Consider the following 18,867-nt stretch of genomic DNA (forward strand, 5'->3'; position numbering starts at 1 on the left):
AGACCGAAAACGATACTCCCGTGCGTTATGAATAGCCATAAAATTATAGGCGGATTGCATTAATCCGAAGGGGCGTTAGCGGGCCAAAATTTCTTTGCGAACAATCTCCGCACCTGCGCGTAATGCGTTGAGCTTGCCGTTAGCAACCCGACGCGATAACGGTGCCATGCCGCAGTTGGTGGAAGGGTAGAGCTTGTCGGCATCAACAAACTGCAGCGCTTTGCGCAGCGTATCTGCCACTTCCTCTGCGGTCTCTACGGTATTGGTCGCGACATCAATCGCTCCGACCATCACTTTTTTACCGCGGATCAGTTCCAGCAGATCCATCGGTACCCGCGAGTTGTGACACTCCAGCGAGACGATATCGATAGCCGACTGTTGCAGCTTAGGGAAGGCTTCTTCGTATTGCCGCCACTCGGTGCCCAGCGTCTTTTTCCAGTCGGTATTGGCTTTGATGCCATAGCCATAGCAGATATGCACCGCCGTTTCGCACTTCAGCCCTTCAACGGCGCGTTCTAACGCCGCGATACCCCAGTCATTCACTTCGTCAAAGAAGACGTTAAAGGCGGGTTCATCAAACTGGATAATATCGACACCGGCCGCTTCTAATTCTCGGGCTTCCTGGTTCAGGATTTTGGCGAATTCCCAGGCCAGCTTTTCGCGGCTTTTATAGTGGGCATCATACAGGGTATCGATCATCGTCATCGGCCCAGGCAGCGCCCATTTGATCGGCTGTTTGGTGAGCTGACGTAAGAATTTCGCATCTTCAACGAATACCGGTTTCTGGCGTTCTACCGCCCCGACCACGGTCGGCACGCTGGCGTCGTAGCGATTGCGAATTTTAACCACCTCGCGTTTCTCAAAATCAACGCCGCTGAGGTGCTCGATAAAGGTAGTGACAAAATGCTGGCGGGTCTGCTCGCCATCGCTGACGATATCAATCCCGGCCCGCAGCTGATCGAACAGCGACAAACTCAGCGCATCCTTTTTCCCCTCGATTAACTCTTCGTTTTCTAATTTCCAGGGGGACCATAGCTTCTCTGGCTCTGCAAGCCAGGACGGTTTCGGTAAGCTGCCGGCAGTCGACGTAGGGAGCAATGTTTTCATAACAGGTGACCTTATATTTTTAATCAATTAAACAGCGCAGTTAGCAGACCATTGCTCAAGAATATTCTTGTAAGGTTTGATGAAATGCTTTTCGGTGAACTTGCCCTGCTCAATTGCCAGCTGGCTACGCTCTTCCCGATCGTAAACGATTTTTGTTAAGGAATGATCCTGGTTATTCAGGTTCGGTTGGTAATACTGTCCGGCCGTGGAGTTAGCGTTATAAATCTCCGGGCGATAAATTTTCTGGAAGGTCTCCATCGTACTGATGGTGGCAATTAGCTCCACAAACGAGTAATCACCCAGTAAATCGCCGGAGAAATAAAACGCCAGCGGCGCGGCGCTGTTTGGCGGCATGAAATAGCGCACCTGCAGGCCCATTTTTTTGAAGTATTCTTCAGTCAGCGAGGTGCCGTGCTGTTGGTATTCGATGCCTAAAACAGGATGCACATTACCGATGCGCTGATAGCTGTTTTTATTCGAGACGCTCAGACAGATCACCGGTGCTTTGCTGAAGTTCGCTTTGTATTCTGCTGAGTTAGCGAAATGCTTAAAGATGTTGCCGTGTAAATCGCCAAAGTCATCCGGGATGCTAAAACCGGCCTGATTTTTATTATGGTCTAACAGCCGCACGCTAAAGTCATAATCGCGAACGTAAGAGGAGAAGTTATTCCCGACAATACCCTCGATGCGTTCGTTGGTTTTTTTATCAATAATATTGGTTTTCAGGATTTCAATTGCCGGGAAGGCCTGATTATCGTCACCAATATTCATCTCAACGGAGATGATCTCCAGCTCGACGGAATAACGATCGCCGTTGGGGTTATCCCAGTGCGCTAGGGCGTTAAAGCGATTATCGATCATCACTAACGTGTTGCGCAGATTCTGCTGGCGGTTTTCCCCGCGGGCCAGATTCGCAAAATTAGTGGTGATGCGCGTGTTTTCCGAAGGATTATAATTCTCGTCGAAAAGACTGTGCTTAATCGTAAATGTGAATGCGTTATTCATAATATTCAGTCTTCTTGTTGCTAATTCGTTAACATTACATACGTTATGCCAGAGCCTCAGCAACAGTGATAGCGACTAAATTTCACTACAACATGAGATATCTTCATGTTGTAGCCTGAGCGGGTTTCATCATGACGCTTTTACAGCATTGTGGGAGGTCATCTGTGGCGCATTATCGAGCCGTCGAATCGCCGGCACCAGCGCGGCACCCAGGGTGGCGATGACCACCGCAATGGCGGATACCAACAGCACGTTGCTGGAACCGTACTGCACGGCCAGCGGACCGGCGATCAGCTCCCCGAAGGGAATGGCCACAAAGGATCCCACCGCGTCATAGGCGTACACCCGCGCCAGCTTTTCCGGTGGGATATGGGTCTGCAGCGAATGGGCCCAGGCCACACCAAACAGGCCAAATGCGACGCCCGCGATAAAAAATGCGGCAATCAGCCACGGGGTTGCCGCGAGCTGACTCATCATAAAAATGGGTAACGCGCAGAGGGACACCAGCAACACCCCGATAAACAGGTCCCGGCGCGGACGCCAGCGCAGGGCGAGGGAGGAGCCCACGATCAGCCCAACGCTCTGTGCCGCCACAATTATCCCCCAGTGCGCGCGGCCAAAAGAGGCGTCGGCGATCACCGGGCCCAGCACCATCATCACCCCGCTGAAGGCGGCATTAATAATGGTGAACTGAACGACAATCGACCACACCCAGGCCCGGCTGGCGAACTCTGTCCAGCCCTCTTTTAAGTCCTGCAGGATGTTGTTTTGCGGTGCCCCGGTGTCGACGCGGGCAACACGAATAAACAGATACAGCGGGGCGGCGGCGGCGAAGCCCAGCGCATCAATGGCCAGTCCCCAGCCTGGCCCGACAGAGCTGACCAGCAGCCCGCCCAGCGACGCGCCGATCACCGTTCCGCTGTACACCCCGAGCTGGATAAACGCATTGGCCTGGCGCAGATTTGTTCCGGGAACCGTCTGGGGAACCAGCGCAGAAGAGGCCGGTAAGGTGATGCCGGCAGCGGCCCCGTTCACGGCGCCGAGCAGGGCCAGGCTCATCACCGTGGCGGAACCGTCCAGCACCGACCAGGCGACGACAGCCTGCGAAACGGCAGCAACCAGCGAAGACGAGACCAGCACCCGGCTGCGGGAATAGCGGTCTGCCAGCACGCCCCCGAGCAGCAGGAAGGCAACATTAAAGATGGAGCGGGAGGCAACGACCCAGCCTAAATCAGAGACCGAACCGCCGATATCCAGCACCGCAAACGCCAGCGCGATGGGGGCAATACCGTTGCCCAGCACGGTGAGCAAGCGCGCAAAAAAGAGATGACGGAAAGGGGAAAAGTGAAAAGCGTGCGCGCGTTTATTGTCGGTGTTCATTTTTAATGGCTTCGCAGTTAAAGGCAGTCAGTCAGATTTTCAGGGTATCAATGACGGCTCGCAGGGCGGGTGAGACGTTGCGATGCGGATAATACAGGAATAACCCCTCCATGCGCAGGCTGTAACGCTGCAATACCCGGATCAGGACACCCCGTTCCAGGTCATCGGCCACCAGTTCGACAGGCACATAGGCCAGACCCAGACCCAGCCGGGCGGCTTCGGCTTCCATGTAGCTGTCCGATAAGGCCCACTGTCCCTGCGGCTGATGGGTGATTTTTTTTCCGTCCTGATTGAGTTCCCACTGGTACAGGCTGCCGTCGGCAAACTGGTAGGCAATACAGGGATGGGCCACTAAATCCGCCGGGGCCTGCGGAAAGCCGTAGCGGCGAAAATGTTCCGGCGTCGCCACCACTGCCATCTCCATGTCGGGCGTGATGCGCACCGCGATCATGCCCTGGCCCACCTCCGGGCCCAGACGCACCCCCGCATCGAATCGCTCGGCGATAATGTCGACGAACCGGCTTTCGTTCATCAGCTCCAGCCGGATATCAGGATATCGCTGTTTAAACACCGCCAGCTTCGGCAGCAGACATTTATCAATGGCGTGCTGGCTGGCATTGATGCGCACCGAACCGGAAGGGGTCTGGCGATAATGGGCCAAGGTCGCAAGCCCAAGATCTAAGGCGTCAAAGCCGGACTCTGTCGTCTGGTAGAGTTGCTCCCCCGCCTGGGTCAGCGACAGCCTGCGGGTGGTGCGCACCAGCAGCTGAACACCCAGCCGCTCCTCGAGATCGCGCACCGAACGGCTGATCCCCGATTGCGCCAGCCCCAGCCGCTGTGCGGCGGCGGTGAAACTGCCTTCCCGCACGACCTGCATAAACAGGTACAGCTCATTGTAGTTTTCCCGCTTCGCCATCAATGGATTCCCGTGCGTATCTATAACAATTTGATATTAATCCTAGCAGTATTCGCCCTCTAATCAGCACTATTTCTGCTAACTATAATCACCCTCATTGCAACAAAGCACAGCAGCGTTGTCCGTATGAAACCTGTACCTGAATCCTGTATTTAAGGGGATCTTTCATGAAGGCATTTACCCAAAAACTGACAACTGCATTACCCGCCATGCTGCTCTGTGCATCATTAAGTGGAGTGACGACAATGAGTTATGCTGATACAGCTAATCCGAACGCCCCCGTTTCAATGATACAGAAATGGGACAAGACCTTCGCCGAGAGCAGTAAGGTCGATCACCGCAAGGTGTCCTTCCAGAACCGCTACGGCATCACCCTGGTGGCCGATCTGTACCTGCCGAAAGACCGCGGCGATCGCAAGCTGGCCGCGATTGCGGTCAGCGGTCCCTTTGGCGCGGTCAAAGAGCAATCCAGCGGTCTGTATGCCCAGACTCTGGCTGAACAGGGCTTTGTCACGCTGGCATTCGATCCTTCTTACACCGGCGAATCGGGTGGGAGTCCGCGCAACGTCGCCTCTCCGGATATCAACACCGAAGATTTTAGTGCGGCGGTGGATTTCCTCGGGTTACAAAAAGAGGTCGATCGTAACCGGATCGGTATCCTCGGGATCTGTGGCTGGGGCGGGATGGCACTGAATGCCGCCTCGATGGATACCCGCGTCAAAGCGGTCGCCACCAGCGTGATGTACGACATGAGCCGGGCGATGGGCCACGGGGTCGGCGACGGCAAAGACCGTTATTCAGCGGCCGATCGCCATGCCGTGCTGGAGTATCTGAACGCGCAGCGCTGGAAGGATGCAGAAAGCGGCACCTTCGCCCATGGCGGGCATGATCTGAATGTCGACCAGAACGGCAACGTCACCGCCGGGGAACGTATTTTGCCCGAGGCGTTACCGGCCAATCCGCATCCGGTGCTGAAAGAGTTCTTTGACTACTACCGGATGCCACGCGGATTCCACGCGCGCTCGGTTAACTCAACGGGCGCATGGACGGCGACCATGCCGCTGTCGTTCATGAATATGCCGCTGCTGAGCTATGCCAATGAAATCACCATCCCGACGCTTATCGTCACCGGTGAGAAGGGGCACTCACGCTACTTTGCTGAAGATGCGTATAAAGCGGTCGGCAGCGAGCACAAAGAGCTGGTGGTGGTCCCGGGCGCAAACCATGTGGACTTATACGACAATGCCGCCGGTAAAATACCTTTTGCCCGCTTTGAGCAATTCTTCAAAACCAGCCTGAAATAAACCCCTAACCAGTACGTTTAAGCCACCGGTCTTTGACCGGTGGCGTTGACGCTGGCCTTCGCGAAATCTGAATATGTCCACACTCAGCCAGACCACACCACACCAAAATGCGTACTGGGGCGGTATTTTTGCCATGACCCTGTGCGTCTTTGTCCTGATTGCATCTGAATTTATGCCGGTCAGCCTGCTCACGCCCCTTGCCACCGATTTGGGCGTAACGGAGGGGCTGGCAGGGCAGGGCATTGCCATCTCCGGCGCGCTGGCGGTTATCACCAGCCTGACGATTTCTACTATTGCCGGCAAGGTGGATCGTAAATATCTCCTGCTGGGGATGACGGTGCTGATGGCCGTGTCGGGAATGATTATTGCGTTTGCGTCCAGCTATCTGGTGTATATGGCAGGCCGGGCCCTGATTGGTATCGCCATCGGCGGGTTCTGGTCCATGTCTGCCGCCACCGCCATTCGGCTGGTGCCGACGCATCAGGTCCCCCGTGCGCTGGCCATTTTCAACGGCGGCAATGCGTTGGCGACGGTGGTGGCGGCCCCGCTGGGTAGCTATCTCGGCGCCACCATCGGCTGGCGTGGAGCGTTTCTTTGTCTGGTCCCGGTGGCGATACTGGCCTTCATCTGGCAGTGGATTAGCCTGCCCAACATGCGCGGCGACAGTAAACCGTCGCGCGGAACGGTTTTTCGCGTGTTCAGTCGCCGCATCGTCTCGACAGGTATGCTGGCCTGCGGCCTGTTCTTTATGGGGCAGTTTGCGTTATTCACCTACATGCGCCCGTTTCTGGAAACCGTCACCCGGGTAAGTCCGTCCGGCTTATCGCTGATCCTGCTCACCCTCGGGGTCGCGGGTTTTGTCGGCACGCTGATCGTTTCTACCTTCCTTAACGCGCGATTTTACCTGACGCTGATCGCCATCCCGCTGCTGATGGCCGCCATCGCCGGGATGTTGATCCTGACCGGGCACAGCGTCTGGATAGTTGCCCTGCTGTCAGGCTTGTGGGGGATGCTGGCGACGGCGGCGCCAACCGGATGGTGGACGTGGATCGCCCGCACCCTACCCGATGATGCAGAGGCCGGTGGGGGGCTGATGGTTGCGGTTATTCAGCTGTCGATTGCGCTGGGATCCACGGTGGGCGGCCTGATGTTTGACCATCTGGGCTGGCAGAGCGCGTTTGCGATGAGTGGCGTACTGTTGCTGTGCGCCGGGGTCCTGACGTTGATCACCTCACGTCAGGGTCTCGCGGGCTGATCTTACAGGGACGCCGCAGCAAAAAGACCCGGGGTGGTGCCAAAATGCGCCCGGAAGTGCTTAATCAAATGGCTCTGGTCAAAGAAGCCGATGTCGCTGGCTACCTGGGCAGCGCTGACCCCTTTGGCCAGCAGCGCTTTGGCACGCATCAGGCGGATTTGTGTCAGATACTGGTGCACGGAAAGCCCGGTCATCTTCTGGAAGGTGCGCATAAAATAGAATTCACTGAGTCCCGCCACCTGCGCAATCTCCTTCACCGACAGGGACTGGGTATAAGAGCCGTGCAAAAAGTCGATCGCCTGACGGATATCCGCCCGCAAAACGCGCTGGCGCGACCCTTTGACGGTACGTTCACCGTAATGACCTACCAGCAGGTTGAGGATCTGATACATCACGCACTCTTTTTCCAGCGGGTCAGGACTCTGTTTGATCAAGGCCGCCGCCTGCAGCATGCGGCGGGCCATCACTGGATCGTGTCGGATCCCCTGCGTGCCGAAATTCACCGCGCCTTTGCCGCTGAGCACCGTTTGCGCTACCTCGTTCAGCAGGCTTTCACCGGGATAGAATGCGCAATAATCCCAGCCTTCATCACGCTGCACCGCTTCGCCGGTGTGTACTTCGCCTGGGGCGATAATCATCACCGACCCTGCTGCGGCAATGCCGTTTTCCCGGCATACCCGGGTACGCTGCGCCCCGCGGGCAAACGCTGCGATCACAAATTCATCATGAAAATGCGGCGGGTAGCTGTGCTCATAGCAGGTGGCCTGCAGGATCTCCATCCCACCGTGCAGCTGACTGTCGCGCCACAGGCTAATCTCATCGCGTTTTTGTTGCACCACGTCCGCTTCCTCTCCCCGCCTGCGTAAATTTCACGGCTGAGCAGGATTTTACTATAGCGATTTCAGCTAATTCGTAAGATTGTTATTGAGCTAAGTAATATAAGGGAAAAAGAGATGTTGATGAAGACAAACACCGGCCGGGCCGCCTCCACGTCGGGTGATTTCCGCGCCGGTGTCGCGGCCTGTCTGCCGACCATTCCGGGCTACTGGAGTATAGGCTTTGCCGCCGGGGCGATTGGCACGCTTTCCGGGTTTACCCCCGGACAAATTGCCCTGCTGGCCGGTGGTCTGTACGCCGGGTCGGCGCAGTTTCTGTTTTATTCCCTGTGGGCGGCGGGGGCCGAAATGGCGTCGGTGGTGTTGAGCGTGCTGCTGGTTAACCTGCGCTACCTGCTGATGAGCTCATCGATGAGCGTGTTTTTTCGCGACTACAGCACGCTGCAAAAAATGGTCAGCGGGCTGCTGCTGACGGATGAAACCTTTGGCGTGGCGGTTCAGCACGGCAGCCCGCAGGGCAAAATCAGCTATGCCTGGATGCTGGGTCTGAACGTCACCGCCTGGCTGAACTGGATTTTTGCGTGCGTGGTGGGTGCCTGGCTGGCCACCACATTACCGGCGTCGCTGATGGAAGGGCTGGGCTTTAGCCTGGTCTCAATGTTTATCGGCCTGATCCTGATGATGTGGTTTGCCAGCCGCCGAAAGACGCTGGAAACCCTGAACATTGCCGTCGCGGTGGCGATCACCTTGTTCTGTGCCGGAAGTGGTTCGCTCAGTCTGGTGGTGATTGTCGCGGCCTCCCTCGCGGCGACCCTGGCAACAGTGCTGTTACGTACCCGGAAAGGAAAATAGGATGGAACGACATATTGTGCTGGCGATTATCGCCTCTGCGCTGGTGACCGCCCTGATGCGCACCGTACCCATTTTGCTGCTGTCCCGCTTTCGTCTGCCGGGCGTTGTTCAGCAGTGGCTGAGTTTTATTCCCACCGCCATCATGGCCGCGCTGGTGGCTGCTGAGCTTCTGAGCAAGCCCGCGATGACCAGCTCCGGGATCAGCATCGCGCTGCTGGCGGCGGGGTTCGCCACCGTTGTGGGGGTGATAACCCGTGGACTGTTCGCGACGGTGATTGCCGGGGTGGTGGCGTTTACCGCCGCAGGCTATTTTCTGGCGACTTAAGCCAGTAACGACGTCACCTGGCTGACGCTGACTATCCCCTTATCCCAGATAATCTGGTGCAGGGATGACTGAATAATGCTGGTGATGGGTTTGGGCGTTAACAGCGCCCAGCAGATCCCGGCAGGTCTGCGAACCGAGCGGTAGGTCACGCCGGTTTCGCCCGCGACCCGCAAACGGGCGCCCAGATGCTGCGGCTCGCTGTAGTCCGTGGGATGGTAATACGGGTGCGTGCCCGGCAGGCCGGTAATGTCGACAAAGGCGGTGTGGCCCAGCTCGGTTTCCAGGCAGCGGTATTCAAAGCGTTCAAACTTCAGTTCAGGCACGTTCTGCCAGTAGTGCTGGCAGTGGTAGACAATCTCGGCCAGCGCCGTCTCCTGGCTGTCCCCCAGATAATAAATACCAAAATCGCCATTCGAAAAGCGGCTGCCGTCCGGATTGACGTGGGTGAAGGCGGCCATGGCGTAGTGCGCACCGCGGATCCCCAGCACCCACTCCTCGCGAGGTAGCAGGTTCAGGTTTCCCACTTCGGTGGACAGCCGCGGATTGGTTAGCTTCTGGATCTCGTAGAGAACGTCAAACGCCTCCGGGCTGGCAACATCCTCGAACACGTAGATGGCCGGGTACTTGGTATGCAGCAGGCGGTAGCCCTTGAGGGGAACCAGCGCCGTTCTTGGGATCTCCGCATCGGTCATCCGGCCAGGCCCCCGCGCAGCACGTCGACGCGCTTCGCCACTTCATGCAGATTGCCGAACTCGCCGCCCGCAATAAACGACAGCGGGGTGGCCCCGTTGAAGTAGGCATTGTGGTTGGCCATGGTCATAAACCCGTACACGTTCTCGGGATTGCTGAACACGATCCGCAGCGCCGAATGCATATTCAGCAGATAGCTTACCCGAGTGAGCTGGTCATGGCTCAGTGACGCGCTCTGCGTGTCGCTGTGACGGTACTTGTACAGCGCCGCCCGCGACAGCTGCAGAATGTTCTGCTGCTGCTCGGTGGTGCAGCCCCACTTTTCCAGGATGTTCATCGCGGCCCGGATGGCGATTAAATCGCGATCCCCGCGGGCGATTGAGGCCGGATTCAGGTGCTTCGGCATGGAATGCTCCCTGTGCTGAGATTGATGAATATAGTCTCAGCATGAACTAAATATCCTTATTTGTCTACGCGAAGACGGCGCGGGATGACCTCGCATTAACGGTGTTAAGCTATCGGACGGATCTCTTTTGAGCGCAGAGTCAGCTGAACCGGCACCGACTTATACGATGGGGTACCGCTCTCTTTATCCAGATAGTCGAGAGGAACCAGCTCGTTAGCTTCAGGATAATAGGCCGCCACCGTACCTGGGGCGATACGCCAGGCCACCAGCGTAATGTCATCAAGACGCTGCGTACTGCCGGGCAGCGCGGTGGTGATATCCACCCGGTCGCCGTGCTCCAGCCCCAGTTGCTGCATATCCTCTTCGTTCATAAACAGCACGTCGCGGCGACCAAACACCCCGCGATAGCGGTCGTCGAGGGCATACAGCGTGGTGTTGTACTGGTCGTGGCTGCGCAGGGTGACGAGGCGCAGCACGTTTTCGCCAACGCCCGGACTGTTCTCTTCAACGCCTTCAAACAGCGAGAACATCGCTTTGCCGCTGACGGTAGGCCAGACGCGCTCGGTTGGCGGCAGCGGCAGGCGAAAACCGCCTGGGATCCTTATCCGCGCATTGAAGTTGTCAAAGCCGGGCAGGGTCTGCTCGATGCGCTCCCGGATGCGATCGTAATCGGCCACCAGTTCCAGCCAGTCGACTTTACTGTCGGGCAGGGTGGCGTGGGCGATCCCGGCGACAATTGCCGGTTCCGAGCGCAGCCACGGCGAGGCCGGGGTGAGTTTGCCGCTGGAGGCATGCACCATCGACATGGAGTCCTCGACGGTAATCGACTGCGGGCCTGCGCGCTGCACATCCAGCTCCGTACGTCCCAGACAGGGGAAGATAAAGGTCTCTTTGCCCACCAGCAGATGGGTGCGGTTGAGTCGGGTGGCGACGTGCACGCTGAGATCCAGTTTTCGCAGGGCGGCGAACGTCCGGGCGTGGTCCGGCATGGCCACCGCGTAGTTCCCACCGAGACAGATTAGCGCTTTTGCCTGTCCGTCGAGCATCGCCTGCGCGGCCTGCACCGCGTCGTGGCCAGGGGCGGACGGCGGGGTAAAGCCGAACACCGCCTCCAGCTTATTCAGAAACGCCGCCGACGGTTTTTCGGTGATCCCCACCGTGCGGTTGCCCTGCACGTTGGAGTGCCCGCGCAGGGGACAAATTCCCGCCCCGGGCTTGCCGATATTGCCGCGCAGCAGCAACAGGTCAGCAATCAAGCGCACGTTTGCGGTGCCTTTGTTGTGCTGGGTAATGCCCATCCCGTAGGTGATGATGGTGGCGTTCGATTTCGCGTAAGCGTCGGCGACGCTCTCCAGCTGCGGGCGTAATAACCCGGAACCCTGCTCGATGGCCTCCCAGCCCGTGGCGGCGATATCGGCGGCAAACTCGGCAAAACCGGCGGTGTGGCGGGCGATAAAATCGTGGTCCAGCACGTTGCCGCGTGTCGCATCCAGCTGCAGGAGGTGTTTGGCAATACCTTTGAGCGCTGCGGCGTCGCCACCGGCTTTGACCTGGAAGTAAGTCGAGGCGATGTCGGTGGCGCTGTAGGTCGCCATCTCCATCACGCTTTGCGGATCGGCAAAGCGCTCAAGGGCCGTTTCACGCAGCGGGTTAAAGACGATGATCGGCACCCCCCGACGGGCAAGCTCGTGCAGGGTGCCCATCATCCGCGGGTGGTTGGTGCCCGGATTGTGCCCGATGGAGATAACCAGCTCGGTGTTATCAAAATCCATCAGCGAGACGGTACCTTTGCCGATCCCGATTGAGCGGGGCAGGCCGACGCTGGTGGCCTGATGGCACAGGTTGGAGCAATCGGGAAAATTATTGGTGCCCAGCTCGCGGGCAAACAGCTGATACAGGAACGCGGCTTCATTCGAGGCGCGCCCGGAGGTGTAAAACTCCACCTGCTCCGGTGCCAGGCCGCGCAGTACCTCGCCGATGCGGGCAAACGCCTGTTCCCAGCTGACCGGGCGTAAGGTGTCGCTTTGTGGATGGTAAGCAAGCGGGTGCGTCAGACGGCCCAGCCCTTCGATCTCGAAATCGGGTTTTTCCCACAGTTCGCTGACGGTGTGTTGCGCCAAATATTCTGGGGTGACGCGCTTTGTGGTGGCTTCCCACGTCACCGCTTTGGCGCCGTTCTCGCAAAACTGAAAGGTGGATTTGTGTTCTTTGTCCGGCCACGCACAGCCCGGACAGTCAAAGCCATCGGGCTGATTGGTGCGCAGCAAAGTGGCAGGCGCGTCGAAGACATCCATCTGCGTACGCACCGCAATCGCTGTAGCCTTTAACGCTCCCCAACCGCCTGCCGGGCCTGCGTAATAGTGAATGCCTGGGACCTGTCGTCTGTGGTTACTCATCGGTGCTCCTGTGGGGGTTTTCGGGGTGGCGGCTGATTTCGGCCAGCAGCAGGCGTAACCCAGTCTGTCAGACCCCGATTCTGAAGAGAGATGAATTATCTTTGCTGCAGATAATTATCAAATCAATTACAAATTATTCACAGTTCAGCTCACAAATCCATCATCAGATTCGTGTGAGGAGTTGTCAGTTGCCGGCCCTGACAGGGATGTCAGAGCCGGTGCAGGATCAGTTAATCTTGCCTAAGAAGTCACGCTTTCCAAGCGGTACGCCCGCCTGACGTAAAATGTCGTAAGCGGTGGTGAAATGGAAATAGAAATTTGGCACTGCGAAGGAGAAGACAAAGCCACGGGCGGTGAAATGCAGTTCGTGTTCACGCGCTTTCACCTTAATCGGACGCTCATCGTCACCCTCAAGCTGTGCATCAGCCACCGTTTCTAACCACTGGATGGTTGTGGTGATCCGGGTTTGTAACTGTTCAATGGTGCTCTCATTATCTTCCATCACCGGGGCGTCGATATCAGCCAGACGCGCCACGCCGCGCTTCGCCATATCGCAGGTCACCTGCACCTGACGCACCAGCGGGAACATATCATCCGCCAGTTTTGCTTCCAGTAATGCGCTCTCCGCGGTGCCGTTTTCTTGCGCCCAGATGCGCGCTTTTTCGAGGATCGCGCTCAGGTTGTGAAGCCCATGGATGAACTGTGCTTTCGTTTCGCTATACAGTGACATTGCAAACTCCTTTATCGTTATTGAGTGCCCGGTCAGACGCTTAGCCCCTGACCGGTATGCCAGGGTAAACCGAAACAGCAGATTTGTCAGGCTCAAACGCGCGCGGCCCTACGCTGCGTTAAAGTCAAAACCTTCGTCGGCCCAGCCGGTCAGCCCGCCGATCATGATTTTGACCGGACGACCCAGCTGCGCCAGCTTCAGCGCGGCCCGATCGGCACCGTTGCAGTGCGGCCCTGCACAGTAGACGACAAACAACGTATCGGCAGGCCATTGTGCCATGCGCTGCGCATCGATATCCCGATGGCGCAGATGGATAGCTCCCGGAACATGACGCCGTGCAAAGGACTCCGGGCTGCCGACCACGTGCAGCAGCACAAAATCCCTCTCGTCGTCTTTGATGGCACTGTGCACATCGTCGCAATCCGTTTCCACACTCAGTCGGTGTAAAAAATGCGCAGCGGCGCGATCGGCATCTGCTGCAGGATAATCAGTTACGTAGCTCATACTCACTCCTCTTAAATTGAGTCTTTACTCTAGGGTCAGGGTGCGGTTTTGACAGCTGGCAGAAATGCCATATACCATCAAGATCATGACAAAATTGTGCGGGTGTAAGGGTGAAGAATCCTCTGGTGGTGGTGCTGGCCTATGACGGCTTATGCACCTTTGAATTCGGCGTCGCGGTAGAGATTTTCGGCCTGGCGCGTCCTGAAATGGGCGAGAACTGGTATCGCTTTGCGGTCGCGGGCGTTGACCAGGGAGAGCTGTGCGCGACGGGAGGCGTCCGGCTGGTGGTTGATGGCGGACTGGAGTTGCTGGACCAGGCCGGAACCATCGTGGTGCCCGGCTGGCGCGGTGCGGACACGCCGGTACCTGCCGAACTCTGCGCCCGGCTGGTGGCGGCGCATCAGCGCGGGGCGCGGGTGATGTCGATCTGCTCCGGTGTGTTTGTGCTGGCCGCTGCCGGGTTGCTCGATAACCGGCAGGCCACCACTCACTGGCGCTACACAGACTTACTGCAGCAGCGTTACCCGGCCATTCAGGTCACGCCGGACGTGCTGTATATCGATAATGGTGATGTGCTGACCTCCGCAGGCAGCGCGGCGGGTATCGACCTGTGCCTGCACCTGGTCCGCCGGGACTACGGTTCCGTAGCGGCAAATCAGGTGGCGCGCCGGCTGGTGGTATCACCCCATCGCGACGGCGGCCAGGCCCAGTTTATCCAGCAGGCCGTTCCCGTTGCCTATGAAGGCCACCGGCTCGGATCGCTGTTTGATCATCTGCATGCCCATCTCGCCGCTCCGCACAGCGTCGCCTCGCTGGCAGAGTTTGTTGGCATGAGCCCGCGTACCTTTTTACGCCGGTTTGCCGCCACTACCGGCAGCACTCCGGCCCAGTGGTTGCTCAACGCCCGGTTGAGCCGCTGTCAGGATTTACTGGAAAACAGCGCACTGTCGATTGAGAGAATTGCCGAGGTCGCAGGGTTTGGCAGCGTAGCGACGATGCGGCACCACTTTAAGCACCATTTTGCGACCACGCCTGCGGCGTATCGGAGAGGGTTTGCTTCCCCTGCGGGGAAGGTGGTTTAATTTGCACCCATAATTTATACCCACTATACCTACTGATGCGTTGATCTCAATCGCAGTGGTGGGTACTATACCCACTGTTCGCTCAGGGAGGGCAACGGATGAAGAGTGGAGAACTCATCAAGATATTGATCAACGCCGGTTGGGTACACGTCCGCACTCGCGGCTCTCACCATATTTTTGAGAAAGAAGGTGAACCCGAGCCAATAGTGGTACCTCACCCTAAAAAGGATATAGCAACGGGTACGTTGCATAAAATCCTTAAGCAGATGGGCGAAAATAAATAATGAGGTGGTGTGCACCGCGCGTCACTTATTAGAGAGGAAATAATGTATGAAATATCCAGTTTACTTACATCAGGCCGACAGCGGCACATATTCAGGGTTTGTGCCGGACGTTCCAGGATGTTATTTCGCTGGCGATACCATTGACGATGCGATCGCCGATGCTCATGCCGCTATCGATGCGTATCTGGAATATCAGAGTGAGAAAGGGCAGGACGTCCCGGCGGCGAGAAGCATGAATGCGCATAAAGATGATGAAGATTGTCAGGGTGGTATGTGGGGCTTCGTCGATATCGACACAAGCAAATATGAAGGTAAAGCTACTAAGTTAAATATCACGTTACCGCAAAATCTTTTAAGAAGAATTGATGCTTATGTCAGCAGTAACGGCGAATTTTCCAGTCGAAGCGGTTTTATCGCCGAATTAGCGCGGCGGGAGTTATTAAAGCGCTCTTAAAATAGTATTCCCATCACGAACATAGTTATAGCCCACGACAGTGGGCTTTTTTATTTTCCGCTGTTTTAATGCTAAAACAAAGTCGATTATAGAGTAACAGGGTTTTTGATGCTGCCTTATAACGGACTTTAAATAATCTCCTTAATAAACATTCACATAAATTATTAATCTTGAGAGCCATCACATAATCCGCGCAAAGTCTTTGTCGCGCTGAATGGCTGCATCTAAATTGCTAACTCGAGTTAGCTTTCGGGGTTAGCATCATGAGCGAGTCATTTTTCATTGGGATCGATGTCGGTTCCGCCAGCGTCAGGGCAGGGATTTTCGACCGCAGTGGTCAGCGACGAGCGTTCGCCGTTCGCCCCATTCAGCAGTTCTCTTCCCGGGTAAATTTTGTTGAACAGTCGTCAGAGGACATCTGGCAGGCGGTGTGTGATTCGGTACGCGAGGCGATGGAGCATGCTGCGATCCCTGCCCAGGCGGTGTGCAGTATCGGCTTTGACGCAACCTGCTCGCTGGTGGTGGTGGACAGCGAAGGGCGCGGGATTTCTGTCGCAGAGCAGGGTGAACCCGAGCGGGACATCATCATGTGGATGGATCACCGTGCCACCCAGGAGACCCTCGACATCAACGCCACCGGCGATGAAGCCCTGCGCTACGTGGGCGGCGAGGTGAGCGTCGAAATGGAACTGCCGAAAGTGCTGTGGCTGAAACGGCACTTTCCCGAGCGTTACCAGCGTGCCTGGCGACTGTTCGATCTGGCCGACTATCTGGTGTGGCGTGCGACGGGGGCGGATGTCGCCAGCGTCTGCACCCTGGCCTGCAAATGGAATTATCTCTCGCATCACTCCCGCTTCAGCCACACGCTGCTGTCGGCGGTGGGGCTGGATGAACTGCCGGGCAAGATCCCGGCCACCGTGTTAGCCCCCGGCGTTCGCGCCGGAATGCTCAATCCCGCCACGGCGGCAGCATTTGGCCTGCCGGAAAACGTTGTGGTGTCCAGCGGCATGATCGACGCCCATGCGGGCGGTCTGGCGCTGGTGGCGTCGCAGTCGGCGGGCAATCTGGCGTTGATTAGCGGCACCTCGAATTGCCATATGCTGGTCAGCCCTGAGCCGGTGAGTGTACCCGGCGTGTGGGGCCCTTACTGGGGGGCGATGCTCCCGGACCAGTGGCTGAACGAGGGCGGACAGAGTGCGGCGGGGGCGCTGGTGGAGTGGACCCTTCGCCAGAGCGCCCTCTGGCCGAAACTGCAGGCGCAGGCGACCGTGCTGGGTGAGAGTGTTTATACCGTCCTCAATCAGTGGGTGGCGGCGCTGGAAGCGCGCGAAGCCTGGCCCACGGCGCAGCTGCACGTGCTGGCCGATCACCACGGTAATCGCTCGCCCCGGGCCAATCCGTTTGCCCGGGGTGTGGTCAGCGGCTTAACCCTGGAATCCGGCCAGGATGGGCTGGCCCGACTGTATCTGGCGACCCTGCAGGCCATCGCCTACGGCACCCGACACATCATCGATACCCTGCGTGACGCCGGACACGTTATACAGCGGATCACCGCCTGCGGGGGAGCGACCAAAAACCCGCTGTGGCTGCGGGAGTACGCCAACATCACCGGCTGCGACATCGCGTTGAGCGATGAAGAAGACGCCGTGACGCTGGGGGCCGCGCTGATGGGGGCGGTGGCCTGCGGGCAATACGCCACCTTGCCGATAGCGGCCGGGGCGATGGTGCGTTCCGGCGGGGTTATCCGAGCCGATCCCGCGACGGCGGATTTTCATCAGGCGAAATACCGGGTTTATCTGGAGATGTATCACCCGCAGCAGCAGGCGCAGCAGGCGATGCACAAATGGGTCAAATAACAAAAATGAGGGAACTGAATATGCTGACACTGAATCTACCTGCGGCGCCAACGCCGATCCTGGCTCAGGACCGCGAGATCCTGATGATCACCAACGCGGATCTGCGCGAGTCCGCCAATCTGGCCTGCTGGCCGGTACAGCAAAAGTTTGAGCAGAAGCTGCAGGCGGCGCTGGAGCGCCACGGCTATCGCATGCGCCGTGCCCATCCGGTGAATACCGAACGCGGGCACGGTTTTATCAGCAGTCAGCGCGAGGGCAGCGATCTGTTTGCCGCCATCGATCCTGACGCGCCGCTGATTGTGCTGCTCACCGCCTGGCAGTATTCGCACCATATCGCGCCGTCGCTGGTGCATCATCGCGGCCCGGTGCTGCTGCTGGCTAATTTTGACGGCACCTGGCCAGGCCTGGTCGGGATGCTGTGCATGGCGGGCAGCTTAACCAGCCTGGGTAAAAACTACTCCCGCCTGTGGTCGGAGAATTTTGACGACCCGATGTTTGAGCAAAAGCTGGCGACCTGGCTGCGCGATGGTGCGGTCAGTCATGCCCTTAACTACCTGCACCCGGTGGCGGCGACCCATGCGGTGATGTCTACCCAGGCCGGACAGCAGGGACGGCAGGTGGGCGAGTATATTCTGCAGCACAAAGCCATCGTGGGCCTGTTCGACACCTTCTGCATGGGGATGATCAACGGGGTCTTCCCGCAGCAGGCGATGGTCAAGGTCGGGATGCCGGTTGAGTCGTTATCCCAGTCAGCCCTGCTGGTGGAGATGCAGAAAGTTTCGCCAGAGCTGCGCGAAGCCTGCCTGCGCTGGTATGAAGAGCGGGGGATGCAGTTCCAGTTTGGCCGCGACGGCGCGAGCGAACTGACTCGCGAGCAGGTGCTGGAGCAGTGCGCGATGATGATCGCCATGGCGCGGTTTGTGAAGCGCTTTGGCCTGTCGGCAGTGGGCGTGCAGTATCAGCAGGGGCTGAAAGACAGCTGCGCCGCGTCCGACTTTGCCGAGGGCGCAATCGGTAATGCAGAGCGCTTTCCTGTCCCGGACGAGCAGGGCGAAACCATCTGGCCCGACAAAGCCATCCCCTGTATTAACGAGGTGGATATGGGCACAGCGATCCCACAGACCATGCTGTGGCGGCTGCTGGAGGCATTCGGTCAACCCGCAGAAACCACCCTGCACGACATCCGCTGGGGCAGTGACTATCAGGGTACCTTCTACTGGGATCTGGAGATCTCCGGTGCCGTGCCGTTTGCCCACCTGAAAGGGGGAATTGCCGGGGCGACCGGATATCGTCAACCGGCCATGTTCTTCCCGGCGGGCGGTTCCACCATTGCCGGGCAGGGCAAAGCGGGGCGCTTTATCTGGGCGCGCGCCCACTATGAAGGCACCGACGTGGTGATGCACATCGGCACCGGTCATGCCGTTGAGCTGCCGTCGGCGGAGTTTGAGCGCCGTCGTCGCGCCACCAACGCCGAATGGCCACTGC

At 57.9% G+C, this 18,867-nt stretch carries 19 protein-coding genes; 9 read left to right on the forward strand and 10 right to left on the reverse strand.

Annotated features, from left to right (window positions below):
* Positions 1-75: 75 nt before the first annotated feature.
* The 4 genes from ACRDD5_RS17130 to ACRDD5_RS17145 all read right to left on the reverse strand — a co-directional run bounded on the left by ACRDD5_RS17130 (position 76) and on the right by ACRDD5_RS17145 (position 4,408).
* On the reverse strand, positions 76-1,107 hold the full coding sequence (locus ACRDD5_RS17130) for a methionine synthase (protein WP_438677449.1): 1,032 nt from the start codon (positions 1,105-1,107) through the stop codon (positions 76-78).
* A 27-nt stretch (positions 1,108-1,134) separates the two neighbouring features.
* Positions 1,135-2,112, reverse strand: coding sequence for a DUF1852 domain-containing protein (locus ACRDD5_RS17135; protein ID WP_438677450.1), 978 nt, complete (start codon positions 2,110-2,112; stop codon positions 1,135-1,137).
* Between the two features lie 129 nt (positions 2,113-2,241).
* Positions 2,242-3,492, reverse strand: a complete 1,251-nt coding sequence (locus tag ACRDD5_RS17140; RefSeq protein WP_438677451.1) for an MFS transporter — start codon at positions 3,490-3,492, stop codon at positions 2,242-2,244.
* Positions 3,493-3,523: 31 nt separating this feature from the next.
* Complete coding sequence (locus ACRDD5_RS17145; protein WP_271284081.1) at positions 3,524-4,408, reverse strand: LysR family transcriptional regulator; 885 nt, start codon at positions 4,406-4,408, stop codon at positions 3,524-3,526.
* Between the two features lie 167 nt (positions 4,409-4,575).
* Between ACRDD5_RS17145 and ACRDD5_RS17150 the strand changes: the two genes are divergently transcribed.
* Together ACRDD5_RS17150 and ACRDD5_RS17155 are read left to right on the forward strand one after the other, a co-directional pair.
* Positions 4,576-5,712 (forward strand): alpha/beta hydrolase, encoded by a 1,137-nt coding sequence (locus tag ACRDD5_RS17150; RefSeq protein ID WP_438677452.1) that lies wholly within the window; start codon positions 4,576-4,578, stop codon positions 5,710-5,712.
* A 73-nt stretch (positions 5,713-5,785) separates the two neighbouring features.
* Positions 5,786-6,967, forward strand: a complete 1,182-nt coding sequence (locus tag ACRDD5_RS17155; RefSeq protein ID WP_438677453.1) for an MFS transporter — start codon at positions 5,786-5,788, stop codon at positions 6,965-6,967.
* Between the two features lie 2 nt (positions 6,968-6,969).
* On the opposite strand, the gene ACRDD5_RS17160 is transcribed toward ACRDD5_RS17155, so the two are convergent.
* Positions 6,970-7,806, reverse strand: a complete 837-nt coding sequence (locus ACRDD5_RS17160) for an AraC family transcriptional regulator (RefSeq protein ID WP_438677454.1) — start codon at positions 7,804-7,806, stop codon at positions 6,970-6,972.
* 114 nt (positions 7,807-7,920) lie between these two features.
* On the opposite strand from ACRDD5_RS17160, the gene ACRDD5_RS17165 reads away from it, so the two are divergent.
* Together ACRDD5_RS17165 and ACRDD5_RS17170 are read left to right on the forward strand one after the other, a co-directional pair.
* A complete protein-coding gene (locus ACRDD5_RS17165) occupies positions 7,921-8,655 on the forward strand; it encodes an AzlC family ABC transporter permease (RefSeq protein WP_438677455.1) in 735 nt (244 codons plus the stop codon).
* A gap of 1 nt (position 8,656) precedes the next feature.
* Positions 8,657-8,980: an AzlD domain-containing protein gene (locus tag ACRDD5_RS17170; RefSeq protein WP_271284086.1), complete on the forward strand. Its 324-nt coding sequence runs from the start codon at positions 8,657-8,659 to the stop codon at positions 8,978-8,980.
* Here ACRDD5_RS17170 and ACRDD5_RS17175 read toward each other — a convergent pair.
* From ACRDD5_RS17175 to ACRDD5_RS17195, 5 genes are all read right to left on the reverse strand, one after another.
* Positions 8,977-9,672 (reverse strand): RES family NAD+ phosphorylase, encoded by a 696-nt coding sequence (locus tag ACRDD5_RS17175; protein WP_438677456.1) that lies wholly within the window; start codon positions 9,670-9,672, stop codon positions 8,977-8,979. The genes ACRDD5_RS17170 and ACRDD5_RS17175 overlap by 4 nt on opposite strands.
* Complete coding sequence (locus ACRDD5_RS17180; RefSeq protein ID WP_438677457.1) at positions 9,669-10,076, reverse strand: MbcA/ParS/Xre antitoxin family protein; 408 nt, start codon at positions 10,074-10,076, stop codon at positions 9,669-9,671. Before ACRDD5_RS17180 ends, ACRDD5_RS17175 begins: the two co-directional genes overlap by 4 nt.
* A gap of 104 nt (positions 10,077-10,180) precedes the next feature.
* Positions 10,181-12,472 (reverse strand): FdhF/YdeP family oxidoreductase, encoded by a 2,292-nt coding sequence (locus tag ACRDD5_RS17185; protein WP_438677458.1) that lies wholly within the window; start codon positions 12,470-12,472, stop codon positions 10,181-10,183.
* Between the two features lie 226 nt (positions 12,473-12,698).
* Positions 12,699-13,202 carry a DUF1993 domain-containing protein gene (locus ACRDD5_RS17190; protein ID WP_271284090.1) on the reverse strand — a complete coding sequence of 168 codons (504 nt, stop codon included), beginning with the start codon at positions 13,200-13,202 and terminating at the stop codon, positions 12,699-12,701.
* 108 nt (positions 13,203-13,310) lie between these two features.
* Positions 13,311-13,706 (reverse strand): rhodanese-like domain-containing protein, encoded by a 396-nt coding sequence (locus tag ACRDD5_RS17195; protein ID WP_438677459.1) that lies wholly within the window; start codon positions 13,704-13,706, stop codon positions 13,311-13,313.
* 110 nt (positions 13,707-13,816) lie between these two features.
* Between ACRDD5_RS17195 and ftrA the strand changes: the two genes are divergently transcribed.
* The 5 genes from ftrA to ACRDD5_RS17220 form a co-directional block, all read left to right on the forward strand.
* A complete protein-coding gene (gene ftrA / locus ACRDD5_RS17200; protein WP_438677460.1) occupies positions 13,817-14,788 on the forward strand; it encodes a transcriptional regulator FtrA in 972 nt (323 codons plus the stop codon).
* A gap of 98 nt (positions 14,789-14,886) precedes the next feature.
* Complete coding sequence (locus ACRDD5_RS17205) at positions 14,887-15,072, forward strand: type II toxin-antitoxin system HicA family toxin (RefSeq protein ID WP_438677461.1); 186 nt, start codon at positions 14,887-14,889, stop codon at positions 15,070-15,072.
* Between the two features lie 46 nt (positions 15,073-15,118).
* Positions 15,119-15,526 carry a type II toxin-antitoxin system HicB family antitoxin gene (locus ACRDD5_RS17210; RefSeq protein ID WP_271284094.1) on the forward strand — a complete coding sequence of 136 codons (408 nt, stop codon included), beginning with the start codon at positions 15,119-15,121 and terminating at the stop codon, positions 15,524-15,526.
* A 263-nt stretch (positions 15,527-15,789) separates the two neighbouring features.
* Positions 15,790-17,382 (forward strand): FGGY-family carbohydrate kinase, encoded by a 1,593-nt coding sequence (locus ACRDD5_RS17215; protein ID WP_438677462.1) that lies wholly within the window; start codon positions 15,790-15,792, stop codon positions 17,380-17,382.
* Positions 17,383-17,402: 20 nt separating this feature from the next.
* Positions 17,403-18,867: signal transduction protein (locus ACRDD5_RS17220; RefSeq protein WP_438677463.1), on the forward strand; the 1,465-nt coding region annotated here is incomplete at its 3' end.

This window comes from Silvania sp. (assembly GCF_051656365.1).
Classification (GTDB): domain Bacteria; phylum Pseudomonadota; class Gammaproteobacteria; order Enterobacterales; family Enterobacteriaceae; genus Enterobacter; species Enterobacter hatchlandensis.